Here is a 22658-nt window from a genome sequence, read left to right as displayed (position 1 = left end):
CTACTCGCCCGAGTTCTCCCGGGAGGTAATGCCGAAGGGCGCGGACTGGAGTTCGGTGAAGTTTCCCACGCTGGCCCGGACCGTGCACTGTGGCGTGATCTGCAGAGCGGTGACGGTGAGTCCTGAGCTGTCCACTGCCAAAGCACCGCCACAACCGTCGGCGAACCGCACCCCCTTTTCACCGCCGGTCACCGCCGCGAGCATTTGCGATGGCTTACCTGAAGCCGGGCTCACGTAGAGCGGATTGAGTTCATCGGCACCGCCCGCCCACACCGGAACCAGCGTTATTTTCAGGGGGCTGGGCGTGACAACGCGGGCAGGCGTGCGGACCTCCACACCCTTGAGCCGTTGTACCGGGTAGGCCGTGCCTTTGACCGCGGGGTTCTGCGTGGCGGCCGTGGTCGCGGCCGACCCGCTGCGGAGCCAGGCATCCATTGCCTTCTGGTCCGCGGGCGCCACCGGCACCTTGGCGGTCAGCTGCACGGATCCTCCGGCGGGGATCTCCACGCCGGACATCTTCCAGCCGCAGGCAACGTCCAAACCGGTGATGGAAGCCTGGTTACGGCTCACTGTGCCACCATCCCACGTCACAGCCGGGCAGGCATCGCCATCGGCAAGTCCGGGGATGACCTCCAGGAATTCACCGGACAACGGCGCTTTCTGCGCCGAGTAGGACACCATTAAACGGACCCGACCGGAGGAAGGTTCATACGTGGCGCTTCGTGAAATGGTGAGCCCGGTCGGCAGGGCAGGGTCCTGCAACTGCGCCGACAACTGTTGTCCAGGCGGAGTGGGAGCTGCCTGCGGGCCGGCGGGGGACAGGAGAACGAAGCCCACCACCATGGCCACGATCAGTAAGACCGCGCCACCGGCAAGGAGAAGCGCTTTGCGGGTCCGCCAGAACGGGGGCGCGTCTTTTTCCTTTGCCCGTTCCTCCGCCTGTGGGCGGACTTCACGGCGCGGCATGGGGCGGGCAATCGTACCGCTGCCGGCCTGCCCCAGGTCCGGAGCCACAGCATCGACGCCGGCAGGTGGGGCCGCTGCGAAGGCTGCAAGTTCGTCATCGGTAAAGGCGCCGCGGACGACGGTAGCGGGACGTTCGACGTCGTCGAACTCTTCAGGCGCTGTCCCCCGGAGAAGAGCGGCCTTGCCCGCAAGCCCGGGCGCAAGGCGTCGGAGCGTCGACGCAGCCTCACCGGCCGTCGGTCGCTGGTCGGGGTCTTTGGACAACAGCCGATCCAGGACGCCCCACAAGGCATCGTCCACCGGAATACGGGGCGGGCGCGAAGAGACATGGCGGTAAGCCACGCTGAAGTCCGTGCCCGGACCGGCGAAGGGAGTGCGCCCGGCAAGGAGTTCGTACAGCAGGACGCCTGTGGAATAGACATCTCCGGCGGGGCCTGACCGCCCCTGGCTGATGAGTTCGGGTGGCATGTACTGAGGAGTGCCGATCAGGCCCGTCGTCTGGCGGATTTTCTCGCCCACGACGTCGGAAATGCCGAAGTCGGACACGCGTATGTCGCCGCTTTCACACTCGGACCAGGGGCGGGTGAGGAGCACATTGTCCGGCTTGATGTCGCGGTGCGTCACGCCCCGTGAGTGGGCAAACGCGAGGGCATCGAAGATTTCGGCGGCAACTTTCACGGCGTCTTCGGACGGCAACGGGCCTTCAACCTTGACGACGTCGCGCAGCGAGCCGCCCGCGATGTAGTCCATGACGATGGCCAGCCGTGCACCCTCCACCACCATGTCCCGCACGGTGACGATGTGGGAGTCCTGCAGTCCCAACAGCACGGATCGCTCGCGGACGAACCTCTCCACCAAGGACGGATCATCGGCATGCTCCGGACGCAGCACTTTGGCCGCCAACGTCCGGCCGTCCGTCGAAGTGACGGTCCAGACCTCGCCAACAGCACCGGAACCCACCCGTTCGCCGAAGCGGTAAGACGCTCCGAGCGCCTGCCCCGTCTGTGCCAATTGCATGTCCGTACTCTCCAAAGCTGTCGATCAGTTCTCTCCAAGGCCACCCAGCGCAAGGCGCCTACTGCCCGTCGGCTCAGCTCCCGGGGCTGACCGACTGGATGAGCGACATTTGCCCGCCCACCCCTATGTACCCGCGTCCGGCGGTCAGCGCCACGGGTGCCTTCCGCGGAAGTGTGGCACCCAGCAGTTCGCCGTCGTAATTCACGTCCGGCTGAAGAAGAACGCCCAGGCGCGATTTGCGGACAGTCTTGGTCCAGTGGCTGTACAGCCCACGCAGATCAGCGGCTCGCCCGGCCGCGATGATGCACAGCCCCGGAGGCCCGGAGGCCACGATCCCAGCAATGGACTGGTCCGTGTCCTCGAAGCGTTCGGCGTCGTCGATCAGCAGGAACACCGGTCCGCGCTCGATCCGCAGGGAAGCGAGCAGCGCCGGCACCTCGTCCGTGCCGATGGCCACCCTGTCCAGAGTGGCCGTGGCCAAAGGCGAGCGGCGGTCGCAGATGCCCCAGACCTGGGCCGGACCCCGGGAGGTGGCTACACCAGTAACGGCTTCGGCCAAGGCCAGCAGCAAGGTGGACTTGCCCGAACGGGCCGGCCCGGCGATCAGGGCGTGCTCGCCCTCGTAGATTTCCAGGAAGGCCGGGGCGAGGTCCGTCTCGCGGATCCCCACGGGGATGTGCCACGGCTCGGTTTCCAGTTGCGGCTTCACGCCCAAATCCGCCATGGTGACGTCGGTGGGCAGGCTCCGGATCGCGGTGGTCTTCGCAGGTGCTTCGGCCCAACTGTGCCGGACGCGATCCACAGCGGCCTCCAACCCGATTCCGGGTGTGGCAACGTGCATTTGCAGGGAGGTGCGAGGGTCTACGCAGCGCCCGGGGAGTGCCGCGGGGACATTCTTGGCCCGCACGCCCAGCGAGGAGTAGTCGTAGTTATCGGCGAGCCGGAAGAGCCACTTCTGGAGCGTTACTTCATTCATGACCGAAGGAACCGCTTTGGCGCGGGTGGTGGTCACGGCGAAGGACAGGCCAAGCGCCGGGCCGTCGGCGTATGCGCGGTACAGCAGGCCCAGAAGTTGCTGCCCTTCAAAGTCCTGGAATTCGTCACGGAGGGATGCCAGGCCGTCAAGCAGCACCACCATGCGACGATGCGTACCCGGTGCCGCGCGGCGACTCTCCAGCTCAGTGCTCAAATGGCGCAGGAATCGGGCCTGCTGCTCCTTGGCGCCGGCACCCGTACCTACGTAGGCCACGGTGTGCGGCAGGCGTTTCAGCATCTCAAGGTCCCCGGAGCCCATGTCCAGAATCATCAGATCCAGTTCGGTGGGATCTGCCTCCCTGGCAAGCGCCAACGCGATGGACGCCAGAGTGGTGCTTGTGCCGGAGCCTGCCACACCCATCAGCATCAGGTTGCCCACGGACATGTCCCATCCGGCTGCGGACTGACGCTGCAACTCGGGCTCGTCCAGCAGGGTCACCATAACGGTCGACCCGTGGACGCGGCCCACTGTCGGAAGCCTTGGGGTAGAGGCGTGCACCGGAGAAGCCTCCGCCATAAAGCCGTCCAGCTCCACGCGTTCGCCCAGCGCTTCTGGCCAGACCTGCCGCGGAGGGGCGAAGCCAGCCTCTGTATTGGCATCGACAACGGCGTCGATGAGGAGATCCAGATCGTTCTCGTCCACTGCCGCGGACCGTGGAAGTACAGGCGCGGGGGCGGGGACACCGAACTGCCGGATGTCGCGAACATCGACGGCGGGACCGCCGTCGAGCTGTGCCTGTCCGGTGACCAGCGCGGTCTGGACGGGCGTGATGTCGTCCTGGCCGAGCTTCACAAAGGCGCGGCCCATCTGGGCCCTGCCGATGGCCGAGGCAGCTGGGACGCCAATAACGTTGTTGGAGTCGTCGCGGCTCTGGACGCGCAGCGCCACGCGCAGGTTGGTGTTGGCGAGGATGTCGTCGCTCACCACACCTGCCGGGCGCTGCGTCGCCAGGATCATGTGCACTCCCAAGGTGCGGCCCACGGCGCCAATGCTGACGAGGGCTGTGAGCACGTCCGGGAAATCCTTGGCCAGCATGGCGAACTCATCCACCACCAGGAGCAAGCGTGGCATCGGCTCGGCCGGGTTCGTTGCCAAATAGGCGTTGAGGTTGTCGATGCCCTCGCCTGCCTCGGCGAAAATCCGCTGGCGTCGCTCCATCTCTGCTTCCAAAGCGATCAGGGCGCGGTCTGCCAACTGTTCGTCCAGGTTGGAGATGGTTCCGATGGTGTGCGGCAGGCGTTCACAGGCCTTGAAGGCAGCACCCCCCTTGAAGTCCACCAGAATGAAGTTCAAACAGGTCGGATCGTTGCGGGCAGCGAGGCCGGCTACGAGGGAGCGCAGGAATTCAGACTTTCCGGAGCCGGTGGTGCCGCCCACCAGCCCGTGGGGACCGTCCTTGACCAAGTCCAGGGTGAGTGGCCCGTTTTCGCCGGTACCTATAGGTGTGGAAACGCCGGTGGGGGCCTGCCACATCCGGCGGATCGTCGCCGCGTCGGGGCGCTCGTAGCCGAGCATGCCCGGCATCCGCACCAAGGAGGGCAAGGAAGCCCCGGGAACGCTGAGCTCGGGATCATCGAAGTGTGCCAAGCGTGTGGCGCAGCGCAGGGCTTCTTCCTGGTCGAGACCTGCCAGGATGACGTCCTCCACCCGGGTCAGGTCCTCCGGCTGGTCCACGGTGGCTGCAGCGTCGGTCCCAACCCTGATGATGGTGGTGCAGGACGCGGGAAGTTGCTCCTCGGACGTCGCTATGACGATGCCCGCCACGCGGGGTGGGCGCTGCTGCGGGTTGATATGGCCGCCTGGCACGGAACGGCCCATGCCGAGCAAGGCGCGGGCCGGGGCGTCCCTGCCTTCCGTGAGTACGTCGGAATCGAGGACCACCATGAGCGCCGGGGTGGGCAGTTCCTCTACTGAGTCCTTGAGCATGCGCAGCATGGCCAAGCTGGTTTCACGATGCGCGGACATCCACCGCTCGCCCGAGCTGCTGCCCGTTTGGCGTGTATGCGGCAGCCACGAGGCCCATTCCCATTCATCGGCCCGGCCGGCGTCGCAGAAAACGCCGATCGTCAGATCTGCCGGACCAACATGCACCGCGGCCTGGGCGACAAGGGAGCGGGCCAACGCCAAAGCGCCGTCCCGTGAGCCAACGATGCCCACCACGCCGGCGTCGGTCAGGTCCACCAGAACGGGTGCGGCCAAGAGACGGGCTGCCGTGAGGGATTCCTTGACTTTTTCGTCCGGACGCGAGCCCGCAGCCCGGTCCACCTCTGGCTGCCACGGCACATCACCGGTGCCGGCATGCAGGGCCAGGAAGTCGTCCGAGTCCGCACGGCGCTGCCACAGTGAGGTAGCCGGAAGCGCAGGACGACGAACAACCGTGGCGGGATCGGGGACCATCCGGTGCCTCCGGGCTGTTTCCACCTCTGCGGCCGTACGGATCTGCTGTTCGAACTCCATGAGCGCCCCGTCGAAGCGCTCTGCCTCTTCCTTGAGGCCGCGGGCATGGCGGCGCTTCTGCTCGAACCACATGCCCACCGCCATCACGGGACTGAGCATGGCGAACATGGCGAAGCGCATGTCCCTCAGGATCATCACCATCGCAACCGCCATGACCAGCGGTGCCAGTACCGTGATGTAACTGAACTTGTTGGCCGGCGGTACGTCCTTGCGACTCGGAGGAACCAGTGGATCGCCGGCCGGGGCGCGGCCGGGACGCGGTGGCCTGTTGAAGGGAGCGGTGGAGGCCGGCGTCAGGTTATGCAGGCTCCCCGGAGCGGGAGCGGGGGTCTCCTCCAGGGTTGGTCGTAGGAGAAGGACCGTGCCGCCCGCCGTGATGGTGGCTGTCTGAGTGACCAGGACTCCGTCCTCGCCCACGGGCTCGCCGTTGACCAAGGTGCCGTTGGTGGAGCCTCCATCCACCACCCGCAGTCCGTCCTCTTCGCGGCGAAGGCGGAAGTGATCCCACGACGCACTTTCGGTGGGAAGGCTGAGATCAGCATGGGGCGACCTGCCGATGAGCATGTCACGCCCCTGCGGAACATTCACGACACCACCGGTGCGCTGGCCGCCGGCCAGCGTGAGGCTCCACCCACGCACGCGGTCCGGAACCGGCCAGGGCGCGCGTGAGATGCGGCTGCCTTCCAGCAGAATCAGCTCGGAGAGCGGCGTGGCACCCCGGACCTCTGTCTCATTGACAAACACCGGCTCGTCAGGCGAAACCCTGGGTCCGCCGGCGGCTTCCACTAAGTCGGACAGCGTGGTGGCGGGCGCAGCATGGGCAACCTCGCACTCAAAACGACGATCGTCCAAGTCGATCAGCACACGCACCGGGGCGCTCCTCCTGTAGTGGATCTGTTCCCTTCAGGCCGGGACAGAATGGTTGGTTAGGGGCTGGCTGGCGCCGGTACCCAGACGAGCCGTGGCGCGTTTTCGTCCGCCGGACGGAGACCAAGGTCCTGGGAGGATGCGTAGACCGGGGTTGGTTCAGCGGTGAGCGCTTGGGATTGCGAGAAGTCCAGCGCTGGTCCGGCGAGTCCTTCTCCGGGACCGAACGACATGGTGCGAAGCGACGCTCCGACCTTCGCGGGGTCGTTGCTCCCGGCCAGGGCAGCCGCGCGGACCAAGGCCACCACTGCGTCATGGCTGCGTGCGTCCGCGGCCCACGCGTCCGACGAGAACGGGGTATCGTCCGTCAGGTTCTTGATCTCCGGATTCCCGGTAGCCAGCCTGATGCCGGCGAGGAATGCGGACATTCCCCGCCCTTGGGCGTCCTGCTGGAGCGCGACAGCGTCGCCGGTTGCCGGCGCAATGCTGACCAGTTGTCCTGACGCAGTGCCGTCCAACTCCGAAAGCGAGGACGCGAACGCGGGGGTGGTGGCGCCGTCGGGAAGTATCAGCGGTACAGACACGTCGCGTGACTGGAGGGCTTGGACAAGCCGCGCCAGGCGCTGCGGGGTTGCCGCCGACACCACAACAGCGTCTGCGGGGTTGGCAATCCGTGTGCCCTCAGCGTCAGCCGGCGCATCCTTGGACGGCGGCCGAAGCTGGTCGCCTGTGCGGATGGCAGCTTCCTGGGCCAAGCCGGACACGTCGGACAAGCCATCCAGCGTCAGTGTGTCAGCGGGAGTGACGGATGCCGGGACCTGACCGCCGTCGCTGACCAGCAGCACGCGGCTCTTGCCGGCAAGTGCGGTCCCCAGGCCGGCCTGGACAGAGGCTGCCGTTGGTCCAGTGGTCCACGTGGTGTGAGTCGGTTCCGACGCCTCGCTGTAAGGCAGGATAACCGGGAGGTCCCGCTCCTCAGCTGCCTTCGCTGCTGCTCGGGCTTGCGGCCCTGTGCTGGCTACGACAACGCCGGACACACCTTGCTCGGCGAGTGTTGCGACGGCGGCACGGGCTCCGTCTTCAGTGCCTTGGTCGTTCTGGGTGGGCAGGGTGACTGTCGCCCCGCCTTGGGCGAAACGCTGTGCCGCCACTACAGCACCCTGTGCTGCACGGTTGTATTCGGTACCGGGCTCCCCGGACTGGCCGAACGTCATGACGACGCCGATCGAAAAGTCCGCCGGGAGGCCGTCAGCCTTCAGGGCGACAGGAACTGTTGCGGCCACAGGATCGGGCCGGGGAGCTTCCGTGGGGCGGTTCAGTGTCATGGTCAGGACCACGGCAGCAGCAATCACGACGGCGGCTCCCGCAGCGATCAGGACGAAGAGACGGTTTCGGGGGTTCACGCGGTGCCGCCGATCTTCAGTGTGTAGAGCGTCTGTGACGTCGCACCTGCAGGGACCTCGAGTTGGAACGGCGGCAGTTCATCCACTGCAGTGAGCGAGGCCTTGAACTGGGCCTGGCGCAGGAGAAGTCCTGCAACGTCGCGGGAGCGTATGTTGGCGTAGCCTTCCGCATTCTGGGAGGCCAGGGCCAACTGGAAGTCCGCGGTGTCCGCTTTTGCCGCGCTGGTGGCCATGGAGCCGAGCAGGCCCGAGCCGTTGACCGCGCGGTCACCGAGATCCAGCATCACTTTGTTGAGGCTGGAAGCGAGAAGGGCGCTGGCACCTTCGACGTCGCGGGTGGAGCCGGACGTGCTGGACGCGATGGTGTCCAGCGAGGACTGTGTGCTCTTGGACAGGGCGGCTGTGAGGTCACCGCTCTGGCCCAACAGCTCGTCCCGCTGTTTGTTGACCGTTCCCTCGGCGTCCTTCACAACGTCGTCCGAGGTGGACTTCAGCCCGGAAATGGACCGGTTGAAAGCCGTGGTCACGGCTTCAGAGCTGGCATCGCCGATGTCGGCAACCTGACGCACTTGTTCGCCCACGGTTTTGTAGACCTCGGCAGCGGTTTCGGCGGAAACGTCGCGGAGGGATTCCTTGATCTTTTCGCCAAGTCCGTCCTGCTGCTCCTTCAACTTCGCGAGTGCGGTCGTCACGGTGCCGGATGAGTCAATCGCGCCAGCGAGTGCAGCATCCAGCGCCTCAAGTCCCCGTTTGGTGCCGTTGACGTTTCCTGTTGCGGCGCCGTCGAGCGTCTTGGCGGCCGCCTTGATGGCTTCCAGTTTGGTATCGGCGTCGTCGAAGGTGGTCTCCAGTGCCGAGAACGCCTGGCCGATTGCCTGGTCGGCAGCGGTGGTGTCGGTGGCTGCAAGGACCTCGTCCCAGGCAGTTGACTGGCCTTCAAGCCGTACGTCCAAAGGCTCTTTGAAGCCCGGGGGCGGATTCAGCCCGGGTGAGGGGTTGCCGTCCTCATCAGTCGGTTCGCACGGCACTGACGTCAGATAGGAACGCAGCCGCTCAACGTCCTTCGTGGACAGCTTGCCCTTGCCGGGGATGAGGCTGTCATCGGACAGCTTGCACAGCTCGTCCGCCACCTTCTGGTTCTGCTGCAGCATGGAGCCGTTCAGCCAGGTTCCCTGACCGAGTTCGCCCTTGGCTGCCTTGGCATTGGTGGCGATTGCGAGCAGTTTCTGCCGGAGGGCGTCAACGCTGGTCTGAGCTGCGGTGGCTGCTTTCCGCGTCGCGGCTGCAGAGTCGGCGGCGGACTTGATGGCCGTGTCCAGTGCAGCCAGTGCCTTGCTGTAATCCTCGGACGTTCCAGAGCCGTCAAGCATCGCATCGAGGTCGGTGCGCACTTTTTCAAGTGCGACGGCGGAAGTCGCCTGGTCTTTGATCGCGCCTTCGACGACCTGCGGCTGGAGACCGGAGACGAGTTCGTCGCCCTTTTGCACCAGACCCAGAAGCGCTCCGGTAACCGTTACGGCCGAACCATAAAGAGAGCAGGTCATGGAACCCTGCTCAGCGCATTCGGCAGCGGACGGGTTTTCGGGTCCCATTGTGGCTTTGAGGGCGCCGGCAACGGTGTCCCGGCAGCTTGCGCTGACTTTCGCGTAGGCATCCAGCTGTGAGGACATCGTGAGGACGCTGGAGTACACGGTGGCCGCCGGCGCCGCTTTGGCAACCTCCGCGGTGCAACCGTCACCAGTGATGGGAGCGACCGGGGGTGTGGCGGAAGTGTCGCCCAGCATCGCGTCCACGGCGGAGACCGTCAGCTTCAACTGGGACATGGTGGTGGATTGGGTGGCGGTGGTTGAAGACTCCAGATCAGTGCCCAGAACCTTCAGTTGCTGCTTCAGGTCCGACATGGTCGCAGCCAGTGCCTGGGAGTTATCGCGCAGTTCACCGGCTGTCTTGGCGCCGAGGGTCTGCGACGTTGCCTGCAGGTTCCGGCGAACCTCGGTGATGGTGGACCCGGCCTTGGCCAGGACCGTGTTGACGTCCGATACCAGCGAGATTGTCCGGCGCTGCAGCTCCATTTCCGAACCTGTCCCGGACGAGAAGGCGCTGGAGAGCACTCCGTTGGCACTGAGGTCCGTATTGAGGCCAGGCTGAACAGCGACGTCGAATTCGGGAACCTGGAAGTCCTTCACGTCTGCGGCGAGACGCAGCGTCGTGCTCGCTCCGGAACGTGGGGGAGCCAGGACCGTGGCCCATTGGACAACTGTGGCGCCGTCTTCGGTACTGCTCAGGACTCCGTTGGTACCTGTGACGCCGTCGGCTGAGCCAGGTGTTACGTCGTCCGCCCGGATGCCGGGTAGTTTGGTCGACGCGGCGATTGTCAGCGGGGCGCCTACCAAAGCGGTGTCGGAGCGGGCCTGGCCGGCGGCGTCGTACTGGATGTTCTGGGGTTTGACCGTGAGGTTCTCGAGAGTCAGGTTGATCTCCACCGGCCCGGTGTGGCCCTTAAGGTCAGCGAGGTCGGAGCCCGACTTTTCCCCGGCGCGGTACTGCAGGCTCACGCGCACCGGGAGTTCGCCCACTACCTTGGCGGTGTCGTACGTGGTGTTTTCCGCGGACGAGTCACCCGCAGCGGATACGGAAATGGTGGTGCCTTCGATCGTCTGGACTCCGGCGGCAGGGGACAAGCCCACGCGCACGCTCTGAAGGAGCTTGACGGGGTTGGTTACTGGCTCCGGCTCGGGAGTCTGGGTGCAGGACGTCGTCGCGATCAATCCCAGGGCGACCAAGGCGATGCCGAGAGCGCGGCCCGGGGGGATGCGACGCCCCGGGTGGTGCTGGTTAAAACTAGCCTGCCTGGGCATGGATCGTCCCCTCATTCGTTCACGGTGCCTTGAGTATCATACGGGGTTGCGCTCACGAATGGACTAATCCTGCCTCGCAAGGATCCCGCAGGTCACAGCCGGAAATACGAAGCAATAGTTATTTCTCTGTTTGTTGGATTTATTGGGTGGTGTTGGTAGTTTAGGGGGCGTCTGGTCGCCTGGGTTTGTTTGGCTTGGGTGTTGCGATTGTTCTTATTGGGAGGAAAGTTCTATGTCGCGTGTGTTGTCTACTGAGCAAGCCAAGGCTGCAATTGGTCAGGTGCAGTCGATTATTACTGGTGGGTTTACGGATCAGATTTCGGCGTTGGATGCGCAGGGTCGTGTGTTGTCGGATCCGAATGTGTGGGATGGTCCGTTGGCTGCTGAGTTCCGTGGTTCGACGTGGCCGGAGACAAAGGCTGCGTTGGATAAGGCGCGGGAGGAGTTGGAGCAGTTGCGGGGTCAGTTGCAGAAGATTTCGCAGGATATTTTCTCTGCTGGTGGCGGGGCCTGATTCTTTTTTTGGTGTGAGTGTGGGGGCCGGGTGATCGTGCCGCGCTGATGCGTGGTGTGGTTGCCCGGCCGTTGCGCTGTGTTGTTGTTGCACCGGCTCTTGTGGTTGTGGTGCTGGTGGTCTTGTGGTGCCGGGTTTGTGTGGGTTGTTGGTTTTGTTCGCGTTCTTGTGCTGTGGGGGGCTGTGGTTGTGACCGAGTTCGTTGAGATGCCGTTGTTGCCGGATTCCGATGATGGCCGGTTTGTGTATGGGGTTGCCGAGTCGGTGAAGGGTGCTTTTGAGTCCGCAGCGTCGCGGGTCCAGGAGCATTCGGGGTCGCGGACGCCGTTGGTGACCGGGGCGGGGGAGGATTTCCGGGGGCATTTCTCGGAGGTGTTCGCGGCGAACGCGGCTACGGCGTCCCGGGATGCGGAGTCCCTGGCCGCGGCGTTACGGACGGTGGCCGGGTATGTGGGGACCATGATTTCCGAGGCGCGGGAAGAGGATGACCGGCGCCGGGAGAACAACGAGTGGGTGCGGCGGCATAACAACCGCAACTGGCTCGAGCAGTTTGGTGACAACCTTTGGGGTGAGGAGGCCCGTCCGAATATGGAGCCCGGCAGTGCGCCGTCGTTCCCTTCGGAGTCTCCGGTGTCGGGGTCGCGGGAGACCCCTGGCCCGGGTGGCGGGTTTGGGGGCGGGGTCTCCTCGGCCCGTCCGGAGTCGTTGCGGACTTTCGCGGCTGGTTCGCGTGGCCTGGATGAGGGTGTTGCGTCGGTGCCGGGGTCTTTGGAGTCGGAGTTGTCTTCGTTCGCGGACCGGTGCGGGTGGGGCCGGATCGACGCCGCGGGTGTGGTGACCGCGTTCCGGCAGTATCTGGCGGCTAACGAGGCGGACGCGGCGTGGGCTGTGGTGGTCGCGGACGCGTTCGCTGCCGCCGGCAGCGAGGGCGCGGTTTCGACCCTCTCGGACGCGGCGGTGAACGAGGCACTGGCCGCGGCCGGGGTTTCGGGGACCCGGACCGGGTTGGTCATTGACCCGCCCACCGCGGCCGGGGCGATGCCCTCGTCCGGGTACGCGAACGATCCGGTGAACACGGCCACGGGGAACTTCATTGAACCCGAAACCGATCTCGGGTTCGCCGGGGCGGCCGCGGACCTGGCGGTCACAAGGATGTATAACTCCCTCGGCTCGGGCCTGGACACTGTTGGGGTGTTTGGTCCGGGCTGGGCCTCGGTCCTGGACCAGCACCTGGTTATGTCCGATGAGGGCTGCCGTTGGGTGATGGCCGACGGCCGGGCGGTGGACTTCCCCCGCGAAGGGGCCGGCTGGGCCCGCGCCGTCGGGGAGAACTACTGGCTCACCCGCGAAGATGCCGGCACACCGTTCCTGGCGGAGCTGACCTCGGTCCCTACAGGTGTTACTGAGGTGTTGGTCGTGACCGATAACCAGGGCGGTTGGTGGGCTTACACCACTGCCGGGGTGTGGCTCGGGACCGGGGCAGGGCCCGGCCGGACCATCTCCGCCCACCGCGAAGCAGCGGCTTCGCCGGATGCGGAGGCAGCGGTCGACGGCGGTGGGCCGGGTGTGGTTGACCGGTTGGTGCATGTGCGGGGCCGGTTCGTGGAGATCGATTACGTTGACGGTGTTGTCGGGGTGGTCCGTTCATCGGATGGGCGCCGGGTTGAGTACGGTTACGACGCCGAGGGCCGGCTGACCAGTGTGGGCACGGAGACCGGTACGAGGGTGTATCGGTGGAACGAGCAGGGCCTGATCGGTTCGGTGGTCTCGGCCGCGGGTGTGGTGGAAGCCGAAAACACGTATGACGAGGCCGGCCGTGTCATCATGCAGGTCACGCAGCATGGGCGGCGGACGAGGTTCGCGTACTTACCGGGCCGGGTCACTGTGGTCTCCGATGAGGACGGGTCCCGGTCCAACTCCTGGGTCGCCGATGGCAAGGGCCGCCTGGTGGGGGTGTTGGATGCGGAGGACCGGCGCCAGTCCATGTCTTATGACGGGCATTCGAATCTGGTGTCTTTGACCGAGCGTGACGGTGCTGTCACGGTCCACGGTTACGACGCCCGCGGCCGGAAGATCCGGACCGTGACCCCGGAAGGCGCAGACCTGACGTATGGGTGGGACGAGCAGGACCGCATCACCACCCTGGTCACCGCGTCCGGTGCGACCGTGACGTATGAGTACGCCGATGAGGTCTCCCGGGACCCGTCCGTGGTGGTGGACCCGTTGGGTGGCCGGACCGAGCTGGTATGGCGGGACGGGCTCCTGACCCAGGTCACGGACCCGGTCGGGGTCACTATCGGTTTTGAGTACGACGAGTTCGGGGACCTGACCGGAACGTCCAACGCCGCAGGTGACACCGCGAGGATTGTGCGGGACCGGGCGGGCCGTCCGGTCACGGCGTTGAGCCCGTCGGGGGCTGAGACCCGGTTCAGTTACGACGCTGCCGGGGTGCTGACACGTCGGGTGGACCCGGATGGGGCGGTGTGGGCTTTTGAGCACGACACCGCGGGCCGGACCACCGCAATGGTTGCCCCTGACGGGGGAAGGACGGTGTTCGAGTACGCCCCCAACGGGGAACTGTTCCGCACCACCGACCCGCTCGGGCGCAGTATCGAGCGGGTGGTTGATGAGCTCGGGAACCTCACCGCGGCGGTGTTGCCGGACGGGGCGTCGTGGGGGTTCACCCACGACAACCTCTCCCGGCTCGTGGGGATCACGGACCCGGGCGGGCATGACTGGGTGCGGGAGTACGACACAGTCGGCGCCCTCACCGCCGTCGTGGATCCGACCGGTGTCCGCACCGGAGCCGTCACCGACCGGACCAGCGGCACCGCGTCCCTGACCGACGCGTTCGCCACGAATACCTACAGTTTTGATGAGTACGGCCGCCCCACCAAGACGGAAGCCGCGGACGGGTCCGCGGAGCTGGTCTCTTATGACGCGGCGGGGAACCCGGTCGAGTTGGTCGATGGTGAGGGCGGGTTGACGGTCCTGGGCCGCGACGCTGCGGGGAAGATCACCTCGATCACCTCCCCGACGGGGGCGGTGACCCGGTTCGAATACGACCACTGCGGCCGCCCGTTCCGCAGTTTTGACCCGGTCGGGGCGGTCACGGAACTGTCCTACGACCCGGACCAGCGCCTCACCGCGAGGAGACTGCCCACCGGGGAGATCGAAACCTTCGCCTACGACGCGTGTGGCCGGTTGACCGCGAGGCATACCCCGGGGGAGGGGACGGCCCGGTACGGGTACGACAAGGTCGGGCGGCTGAGCTTCGCCCAGGATTCCTGGTACGGGACCCGCCGCTTCGAATACAACACCGCCGGGGAACTGACCGGGACCATCAACGGGGTAGGGGGCAGGACCCGGTTCGAGTACGACACCCGCGGCCGCCTCACCCGCATCACCGACCCCACCGGTGGGGTCACGACCCGCACCTACACGGCCACGGACCAAGTCGCTAGTGTCACGGACCCGCTCGGCCGTGTCACCACCGCCACGTATGACCCGGCCGGCCGGCAACTCTCGCAGACGGACCCGGACGGGCACACCACCACCTGGGCCTACGACGCCGCGGGCCGGGAAGCGTCCACCTCGGTGGACGGTGCACTGATCGCCGCCATCACCCGTGACCTTGCCGGCCGCAGGGTGGTCATCACCGACCACACCGGCGGGCCCGGGTATGCGGTGGAGCACGAACTGTGCTTTGACCGACGCGGACTCCTCACCCGAAAGTCCAACGGCAACGGGAACGGGACCGGGACGCTGGGGTGGGAGTACGACGGTGACGGGAACCGGACCGGGTTCACCGACCCCACCGGCACCATCACCCGCTACACCCACGACCCCGCAGGCCGGGTCGTGAAGGTTTCGAACCCGTTGCTCGGGGACGCGGCCTTCACCCACGACGCCTCCGGGCGGATCACCACCGCCACAGCAGGGGACCTGGTGCAGGAGTGGGTGTATCGGGGAGGGAGCCTGGTCGAGCACACCCGCACCACCACCGCCGACAACGGCACCAAACCTCCGGGCACTGCTGATGTGACGTTGATCGGTCGTGAGGACGGCGGCCGGATCACCAGCCTGGCCCGGAACGGGGCAGTGACCCGGTACGGGTACGACACTGCCGGGCAAATGATCTCCGCCACCACCACCACCGTGACTGACTCGGAGGCGTCCGGTTCGGTGGTGGGGTGGGAGTACGACGCCGGTGGGCGGCTGCTCCGCGAAACCACCCCCACCGGGGCCCGCACCTATGAGTACGACGCCGCAGGGCAGCTCCTAACTGTCACGGAACCTGACACTGTCACGGAACCTGACGGGGCCCGGACTGAGTACGTGTATGACGGGTTGGGTCGGCGGGTGCGGGTGATCAACCCGGGCGGGTCCTGGACCGAATACGCCTGGGGCCCCACCGGCTACCTCACCGGCGTCATCGGGCGGGACCGGGACGGGGGAGAGGTGTCCAGGCATCGGCTCCACGTCGACGCGCTCGGTGAACTCGCCACCGTGGACGGCACACAGTTGTGGTGGGACACCGCATCGCCCGTGCCGACCCTCGCCGGTGCCAACACCACCCAGGTGTTGTCCCTGCCCGGCGGGGTCACCGGCATCGGCGACGCCTTCACCGCGCCCGGGTGGCGTGCCGCCCGCCCCACCGACCAGCACGATCCCTGGGCCGTCCTCGGCACCCCCACCACCCCACACCCGGGCAGCCCCGCAAGAACCAGTACAGGGGTGGGTTCCGCTGCTGGGTTCGGTGGTGCGTTGCCCGCCGGGATCGGCCTGACCGCTGGTGGCGGGATCGACATCGCCGGGCTCGAATGGCTCGGCAAACGCGCCTACGACCCGGCCACCCGGGGCTTCCTCTCCACCGACCCCCTAGCCCCCGTCCTGGGCGCGGGCTGGGACGGCAACCCCTACTCCTACGCCGGAAACAACCCCCTCAACACCTCTGACCCCACCGGCCTGCGACCCCTGACCGACGCTGACCTGAAAGCCTACGACGGCTCCTCCCGCGGCGCCCTCGCAGCAGCAGGAGACTGGCTCGGAGACAACTGGGAGTATTTGGCTGGTGGTGCGATGGTGATCGCTGGTGGTGTGTTGATGGCTACCGGTGTTGGTGGGCCGGTTGGTTTGGCCTTGATCGGTGCGGGTGCTGACACGATCATCCAGAAAGCAACCACCGGTTCGGTCAATTGGGGGCAGGTGGCTTTGACGGGTGCCGTTGGCGTGGTTGCAGGGCCGTTGGCTGGGAAGGTCAGCAGCGTTGTGACGGCAGGGCTCGGTCGGGCTGGTACGGCGGTGAGTACGCAGTTGCTTCCTGCGATGGGCCGTGCGGGCTCCGTGGTTGCGTCGGGTGCGGCCAGGGCAGGATCTGCTGTGTCGGCTGTGGGTTCGCGTGTTGGGACTGCGGTCACTGCGGGAGTGTCCCGTGTCAGTGCCGGTGCGGGGAGTTACTTGTCGCAGTTGTCGGCCCAGCAGATGGGCCGGGCGGCACTGACGAATGGGATATCGGGGGGACTAGGCAACACAGGCATGTACCTTGTACAGCGATCACCGAACGAGTGGAAACCCGAGGGCGTCCTTGGAGCTGCAGGTGGCGGTATCGTCAGTGGAGCCATTGGCTCCCAAGCGGGCTATTTAGCCCAACCGCTGACAGGTCGGTTCTCGTCATTCGTTCAATACGGTGTCGGCGCGGGAGGATCACTCGCTGGCGGCTCCGTTGATCATGCGATTCGTGGTGAGGGCTACGGAGCCGCGGAGATGGTCTATGACGGACTGGGAGGGGGGGTGCTTACACGCTTCCCAGGGGCCGCGGAACTGAGTCCCAATCCAGGCTGGATGACTCACAGCATGGCAGCCTACGGCGGAGCGCATGCCGGGGCTATCGTTGAAAGCGTGAAATTTGTGGGCAATGAAGTTGTAAAGCAAGGAACAGGGGCGCCACTGTGGTAGATGATGAGAATGGTGCAAAGGGGAATTCGGGGGCAAAGGATGATTTCACGGACGAAGATCTGCGATTGGGAAGGAAAGCCTGTAGATATATAGACATACTTTGCGTGATTGTCGCATTGCTTTGTATAGGTATTGCAGTGTTTGTTTTCACTCACGTCCCTTGGGATACGCGAATGCCCTACGACGGGAGGTTTGATCGCTCTGGCAATGGGATTCCAATGCAGATGGCCATGCTCATTGTGTTTCTTGTGCTCTTCCTCTTTTGGCGGTCCGGTAGAAAGCCTGATGCGCACCGGATGCGAAAGGGATCTCGCGTCGGGACCTACATTCTAGGAACAGCCATGATCATGGCATGTCTTGCTGGCCAGTGGGTTATGGGTCAGTCCATCCTTACTGCAGGCGGTTACTTCGGAACTTAGTATTTCTTTCCGTTCTGTGGTGGCGTGAATTTTCCGGTCTTGGGTGGAGGCGACATCTCGTTGAGGTCGCTTTCCGGGTTTGGCATGGGGCGCGCTGCTGAGTCTGCCTCTATTGCTACGCCGGGAACAATCCCCTCAACACTCCTGACCCGACCGGGTTGCGGGCCCCTGAACGACGCGGACCTGAAAGCAACGACGGCTCATCCCGCGGCGGCCTCGCCGCAGCAGGATGAGTGCTGAAGTATTGAAGGAGCGAGGGGTTTGAGCACAAATGCCGTTGTTGACGAGTCGTGGAAGTGAACTAAATTAGTGTCGAAGAAAAAGGCGTATGTGCCAACGAAACGGGTAGCCCCCGAATGGTACTACTGGTTGGGGGTTCTATTTCCAGGTGTTCTGGTTCTAATTACATGTATTAGAAGAGCGCCGGAGTTTGGGCTTTCCGTCTGGGTGGCAAACATTGTGGTTTCTGCGGTCGCCGTATTATGTGTGGGCGGGTTGACTTACTTGAAATCAAATTTTGTTTCCGCGGTTGCTTTTGGGGTTGTAATCATAGGAGGAAGCTTGGCTGTCGCCGGACTCTCCCATGTTGTGCCGGTCATCGTAGTCGCTTACGGTTCGTTATGGGCGGGTGCAGCAGCCGGTCTATTGATTGGCCTGACACTGACTGTCGGCGAACGTCGTTAGCATTGAGTTGGTGACTGTGATTTGTGTTGAATGCCCCAAGTTGCTTGAGCTGCCGTAAAGTGCAGCGTTCGCGGGGAGGTCTAATGGAAGAAAGTATTCGATTCTGGGTGCGTGAGGTTTCGACTTCTGATCAGTGTTTTTTTCGTTTTGCTCATGCATATTATCTTCTATGGATGAGATTATTGCGGCGCAGAACGATTGCGTTTGGAAGATAGTTGTTTGTTGGTTTCTATAGATGGTTTCTGGGAAGGACATGAAGACAGATGGATATGAAGACTGTTGAACCTGCAGGCGGAGGCGTTGCGGAGGTTACGGGTTCGGACGAGCTGGCTGGTCCTCTATATGGAGCATCGTTTGGTAAGTCGGTGAAGCGGTTCTTTGCCAAGTATGCGAAGTTCGCTGGTCGCGCCTCGCGGAGTGAGTTCTGGTGGAGTCAGCTTTTCGTTTTCCTGGTCATGGTGGTCCCATACCTCGTGATGACGATCGGGTTCGTGGCCAGTACTGCCTGGGCTCAGCAGAACCCTAATGTGCAGTCCATGGGTTTCGATCCGGCCACCGGGAAAGAAGTGTTCTATGAGGCCGCTCCTGGTATTGTGAACGCCCCGACTGGAAGTCTCATGGTGGTAGGTTTCATTCTCGTCGTTGTTCTGGGGCTGGCCATTGTGGTGCCGCAGCTGTCGTTGCTTTGGCGGCGTTTGCATGATGCAAATCTTGCGGGTCCGCTTGCGTTCGTTGGGCTTGTTCCGATGGTCGGTGGACTGGCTGTTTTGATTTTGGCGCTTATGCCGTCCAAGACGGAAGGTCGGCGCTTCGACCCCCGGTGACGGGCGGGGCATCAGAGGGGGGCTGGTGGAAGTCGGGGCGCTCCTTGCGGGCCTGGTGGCGGATGCCCAGCGGGCGGCTAAAGAGGGTCTGCACGCGCTGGATGGGACTGAGCGTGTGCGGGGCCATGTACTGGGCTGCGGGAAGTCGACTTTGGAGGGCAGCTAGTGGACAACCATCGTCAACGGCGACCGAATAGTGCTAGCGCGCTTCGTGAGTTTTGGCTGAGGATGCTAATCCCAGCGGTCCTGCTAACGGTTTTGGTTGCGGTGTTAATCGGATACCGGCCCCACCAAGAGATGGCATCGTCCTTTCTGGTTGTGGGGCTGGGCTTGCTGGCGAGTGCCGCTGTGGGCGTCCTGAGCGGCGTCAAAGGTCCATCGTGGGCCATATATGTACTGATTGTGCTGGAAGTGGGGCTACTCCTCTTGTTGCCCGCCCCGTGGCAGGGCCTCGCTCTGGTAAGCGTCCCTGTGTCGGCCATCGGATTCATGATGGGTAGGGAGATCGCTTTCCTCCGCATCAACAGGACGCAAGGGGTTCCGCCGACCACCTGAGATGTGGCGCGTGAGCTGATCGCTGATTATCGGGACGTCTCCACCGTGCAGGTCGTCACTCGGGTACCGCATGAGGACCTGGAAGTCTCGGTGCTTCGATACAGACATAAGAAAAGGCCCCGCCTCCCTAATAAACAAAGGGAAGCAGGGCCTTTCTCATTGGCGGTGACGGTGGGATTTGAACCCACGTTGGCTTTTACACCAAACAACATTTCGAGTGTTGCACCTTCGGCCGCTCGGACACGTCACCAACTGAAATAGGCTACCCGAGATTGGCCCGGTTCCCCAAAACGAGCCCCTCTGGACCCGCCCAAAAAGCGGGCGGCGCACCCATCAATCCACGCCAACTTCCGTCCGCAGCGCCCCAGCGATAGATTCGTAAGTATCATGACGATTTCGCAGGAACACGACCGAGAACACGAAGCCCACGCCTATTGGGTCACGGAGACGGGCGATGGTGAGCTGCGCTCCGAAACCATCGAGACGCCGAAAGAAGGCGAAGCCCTAGTCAGGACCCTGTACTCAGGCGTCAGTCGGGGCACGGAGCGCGTGGTCCACGAAGGCCGCGTCCCGGAACGCGTCGCAGATCTGATGCAGGCCCCAAATCAGGAAGGCGACTTCCCGGGCCCGGTCAAGTACGGCTACCTGAGCGTCGGGGTAGTGGAACAAGGACCAGATGAATGGCGGGGAAAGACTGTGTTCAGCCTGCATCCCCACCAGGACTTCTACGTCGTCTCCACGAGCCAGCTCACGGCAATCCCGGAGGATGTCCCTGCCCGTCGCGCCGTGCTCACGGGCATCGTCGAAGTCGCCATCAACGCCCTCTGGGAAGCCGGACCGAGGCTGGGTGACCGTGTCGCCGTCGTTGGTGGTGGTCTGGTGGGTGGCGTCCTGGCGACGCTTCTGCGGAAGTATCCGCTCGGTCGACTGCAGCTGGTGGATGCGGACCCGGAGAAGCACAAACTGGCGAAAACCATCGACGTGGATTTCGCCCTGCCCCACAACGCGAACAGCGACAACGACATCGTCTTCCACTGCTCCGCCTCCGACGACGGCCTCAAGCTGAGCCTGCAATTGGCCGGAGACGACTCCGACGTCATCGAGCTCTCATGGTTTGCAGACAAGGAAGTCACCCTGCCACTCGGCGAAGACTTCCACGCTCGCAGGCTCAACATCCGCTCCAGCCAGGTCGGCGCAGTCGCCCTTCCGCGAAGGCACCGGCGCAGCAACGCCCAGCGCCTGCAGGAAGCGGCGAACCAGTTGAAAGACCCACTGTTCGACACGTTCCTGACCAGCGAATGCCAGTTCCAGAACCTGCCCACCACACTTGTTAAATTGTTCGAACGGCCCGGCGGTTTCTGCCACGTGGTCGCCTATCCCACCCCGGAGGATTAGTACATGTTCAGCCTGACCGTCCGACGCCACTTCATGGTCGCCCACAGCCTTCCCCGCGAAGCCTTCGGCCCAGCGCAGGGCCTCCACGGGGCCACGTTCGTTGCCGAAGTCAGCTTCCGCCGTCCGGATATCAATGACGACGCAATCGTTCTGGACATTGGCGCAGCGGGCGGCATCCTTGAGGAAATCCTGGAGGACCTGAACTACAAGAACCTCGATGAGCACCCGGCATTCAAGGGCAAGCTCTCCACCACGGAGGCCCTCGCCAAGCACATCGCCGACGCCATGGCCACCCGGATCCAGGACACCGCCGACGGACCGGCACTCAGCGGCATCGACGTCATCCTCCGCGAAAACCCCGACGCGTGGGCTGGCTACTCGCTGGAGCTTCCGGTCAAGTAAGTGCAGATCCGCTTCCTGGTCCCGGGGAACGTCCGGCACGGCTCCGGCGGCAACAAGTACAACGCCAAGCTTGCCGAGCATCTGACCGCCTTGGGTGCCACCGTTGAGACAGTAACAGTCGACGGCGATTGGCCGGTTGGCAGCCCAGCGGATCGGCAGCGGTTCTCTGACATGCTCGACGGCGGTGCAACCGTGATTGCTGACGGTCTGGTTGCGAGCGGGGCACCGGAGGAGATCGCCGCCGCGGTCAATGCCGGGACCAACGTGTGGATCCTGTCGCACATGGCTTTGGCGTACCACCATGACCTTGAGGCCAAGGCGTTGGTTGCAGCTACGGGAGTCATCTCCCCGAGTGCCCACGCCGCAGCTGAGCTGGAGGTGAGGCACGGCACGCAGAACATCGTCATTGCCACGCCTGGTGCGGAGAAAGCGGACGTCTCGGCAGGTTCAGAACCGAAGCACATCGTGGCCGTCGCGGCGTTGCTGCCCAATAAGAGCCAGGAACTTCTGGTGCACGCACTGGCCACCCTGCAAGACGTTGAGTGGACCGCCGCCCTCATCGGCTCGGAACACGCTGACCCGGCGTACGCCGCCGAGGTGAGGGCCGCCGTCGAGCATTACGGGCTGGAGAACCGCATCCACGTGACGGGGGAACTGACTGGGCGGGCCCTGGAGGATCAGTGGCAGAGGGCGGACCTCAGTGTCCTCCTGTCGCGCTCCGAATCCTTCGGCATGGTGGTCACTGAATCGCTGGCGCATGGCGTTCCGGTTCTTGTCCGGCAGGGGACAGGGGCCGTTGAAGCCCTCGGCAGTGCGGACGCGGGTTTGGTGCTGGACCTGGGAGACCCCAACAACCTGGCCGACACCCTCAAGAACTGGCTTACTACCCCCGTCTTCCAAGAGCGCTGGCGCAACAACGCCCTCCAAGCCCGCCAGCATCTACAAGGCTGGGACACCACTGCCGCCACTGTCCTCAGCGCGCTGGGGACTAAACCACAAAGTTTGCTGTAGCACTGGTCGAGCAGGCAGAGGGATCGAACGGCGGATCCCACTCCAACTTGGCGGTCGTCTTCGCAAGGGGCGTGGTGGAGCCCGTGAGGTAGACCGTTACTTCCATGGTTTTTGTTCCGGCGGCGATCCATAGGGGGTTGTCGGCTACAGCGGCGTGGCGCTCGGTGTCAGAGTCCGGCGTGTACACACATGCTTCCTGCCCCGGACAGTTGACGGTGTACTCCAAGGTTTCCCACGACGCGCCAAGCCGGGAAAAATCGATACTCACGTCAGTGCGCCGAAGCATCGAATC

Annotated in this window: 13 protein-coding genes and 1 tRNA gene; 8 read left to right on the top strand and 6 right to left on the bottom strand. The window is 64.4% G+C overall.

Features of this window, described 5'->3' with window-relative positions; all coding sequences use genetic code 11:
• The 4 genes from ACSSVG_RS06155 to ACSSVG_RS06140 form a co-directional block, all read right to left on the bottom strand.
• Complete coding sequence (locus tag ACSSVG_RS06155) at positions 1-1983, bottom strand: serine/threonine-protein kinase (protein WP_492417908.1); 1983 nt, start codon at positions 1981-1983, stop codon at positions 1-3.
• 73 nt (positions 1984-2056) lie between these two features.
• The gene (locus ACSSVG_RS06150) at positions 2057-6346 is read right to left on the bottom strand and encodes a type VII secretion EssC family protein (protein ID WP_492417907.1); all 4290 of its coding nucleotides are present in this window, start codon (positions 6344-6346) and stop codon (positions 2057-2059) included.
• 56 nt (positions 6347-6402) lie between these two features.
• Complete coding sequence (locus ACSSVG_RS06145; protein ID WP_492417905.1) at positions 6403-7746, bottom strand: hypothetical protein; 1344 nt, start codon at positions 7744-7746, stop codon at positions 6403-6405.
• A complete protein-coding gene (locus ACSSVG_RS06140; RefSeq protein WP_492417903.1) occupies positions 7743-10604 on the bottom strand; it encodes a hypothetical protein in 2862 nt (953 codons plus the stop codon). The genes ACSSVG_RS06145 and ACSSVG_RS06140 overlap by 4 nt, the downstream gene beginning before the upstream one ends.
• Positions 10605-10836: 232 nt before the next feature.
• On the opposite strand from ACSSVG_RS06140, the gene ACSSVG_RS06135 reads away from it, so the two are divergent.
• From ACSSVG_RS06135 to ACSSVG_RS06115, 5 genes are all read left to right on the top strand, one after another.
• Complete coding sequence (locus tag ACSSVG_RS06135; protein WP_144653423.1) at positions 10837-11118, top strand: pyrophosphorylase; 282 nt, start codon at positions 10837-10839, stop codon at positions 11116-11118.
• Between the two features lie 189 nt (positions 11119-11307).
• Positions 11308-17076 (top strand): DUF6531 domain-containing protein, encoded by a 5769-nt coding sequence (locus ACSSVG_RS06130; protein ID WP_492417902.1) that lies wholly within the window; start codon positions 11308-11310, stop codon positions 17074-17076.
• 980 nt (positions 17077-18056) lie between these two features.
• Positions 18057-18179, top strand: a complete 123-nt coding sequence (locus ACSSVG_RS06125) for a hypothetical protein (RefSeq protein ID WP_492417900.1) — start codon at positions 18057-18059, stop codon at positions 18177-18179.
• Between the two features lie 269 nt (positions 18180-18448).
• On the top strand, positions 18449-19003 hold the full coding sequence (locus tag ACSSVG_RS06120) for a DUF805 domain-containing protein (RefSeq protein ID WP_492417898.1): 555 nt from the start codon (positions 18449-18451) through the stop codon (positions 19001-19003).
• A gap of 297 nt (positions 19004-19300) precedes the next feature.
• Positions 19301-19558, top strand: a complete 258-nt coding sequence (locus ACSSVG_RS06115) for a hypothetical protein (protein ID WP_231343308.1) — start codon at positions 19301-19303, stop codon at positions 19556-19558.
• A 160-nt stretch (positions 19559-19718) separates the two neighbouring features.
• Here ACSSVG_RS06115 and ACSSVG_RS06110 read toward each other — a convergent pair.
• Positions 19719-19808: transfer RNA gene (locus ACSSVG_RS06110), tRNA-Ser, on the bottom strand.
• A 137-nt stretch (positions 19809-19945) separates the two neighbouring features.
• Between ACSSVG_RS06110 and ACSSVG_RS06105 the strand changes: the two genes are divergently transcribed.
• The 3 genes from ACSSVG_RS06105 to ACSSVG_RS06095 are packed head-to-tail and all read left to right on the top strand — an operon-like array spanning position 19946 to position 22366.
• Complete coding sequence (locus ACSSVG_RS06105; protein WP_492417896.1) at positions 19946-20953, top strand: zinc-dependent alcohol dehydrogenase; 1008 nt, start codon at positions 19946-19948, stop codon at positions 20951-20953.
• 3 nt (positions 20954-20956) lie between these two features.
• Positions 20957-21355, top strand: a complete 399-nt coding sequence (locus ACSSVG_RS06100; protein ID WP_492417894.1) for a 6-pyruvoyl trahydropterin synthase family protein — start codon at positions 20957-20959, stop codon at positions 21353-21355.
• Positions 21356-22366: a glycosyltransferase family 4 protein gene (locus tag ACSSVG_RS06095; protein ID WP_492417892.1), complete on the top strand. Its 1011-nt coding sequence runs from the start codon at positions 21356-21358 to the stop codon at positions 22364-22366. It begins immediately after the preceding gene.
• Here ACSSVG_RS06095 and ACSSVG_RS06090 read toward each other — a convergent pair.
• Positions 22344-22634, bottom strand: a complete 291-nt coding sequence (locus ACSSVG_RS06090; protein ID WP_261611438.1) for a hypothetical protein — start codon at positions 22632-22634, stop codon at positions 22344-22346. The two genes, ACSSVG_RS06095 and ACSSVG_RS06090, sit on opposite strands and share 23 nt — an antisense overlap.
• Positions 22635-22658 lie beyond the last annotated feature (24 nt).

It is taken from the genome of Paenarthrobacter sp. E2MeOHC11 (assembly GCF_058744955.1).
This window is presented reverse-complemented; position numbering and strand designations above follow the sequence as displayed.

What these genes read in the sequence shown, in the direction of transcription:
- ACSSVG_RS06155 (WP_492417908.1), bottom strand. Translation starts at nt 1,983, where the DNA reads ATGCAATTGGCACAGACGGGGCAGGCGCTCGGAGCGTCTTACCGCTTC.
- ACSSVG_RS06105 (WP_492417896.1), top strand. Translation starts at nt 19,946, where the DNA reads ATGACGATTTCGCAGGAACACGACCGAGAACACGAAGCCCACGCCTAT.
- ACSSVG_RS06120 (WP_492417898.1), top strand. Translation starts at nt 18,449, where the DNA reads ATGAAGACTGTTGAACCTGCAGGCGGAGGCGTTGCGGAGGTTACGGGT.
- ACSSVG_RS06140 (WP_492417903.1), bottom strand. Translation starts at nt 10,604, where the DNA reads ATGCCCAGGCAGGCTAGTTTTAACCAGCACCACCCGGGGCGTCGCATC.
- ACSSVG_RS06135 (WP_144653423.1), top strand. Translation starts at nt 10,837, where the DNA reads ATGTCGCGTGTGTTGTCTACTGAGCAAGCCAAGGCTGCAATTGGTCAG.
- ACSSVG_RS06115 (WP_231343308.1), top strand. Translation starts at nt 19,301, where the DNA reads ATGGCATCGTCCTTTCTGGTTGTGGGGCTGGGCTTGCTGGCGAGTGCC.
- ACSSVG_RS06100 (WP_492417894.1), top strand. Translation starts at nt 20,957, where the DNA reads ATGTTCAGCCTGACCGTCCGACGCCACTTCATGGTCGCCCACAGCCTT.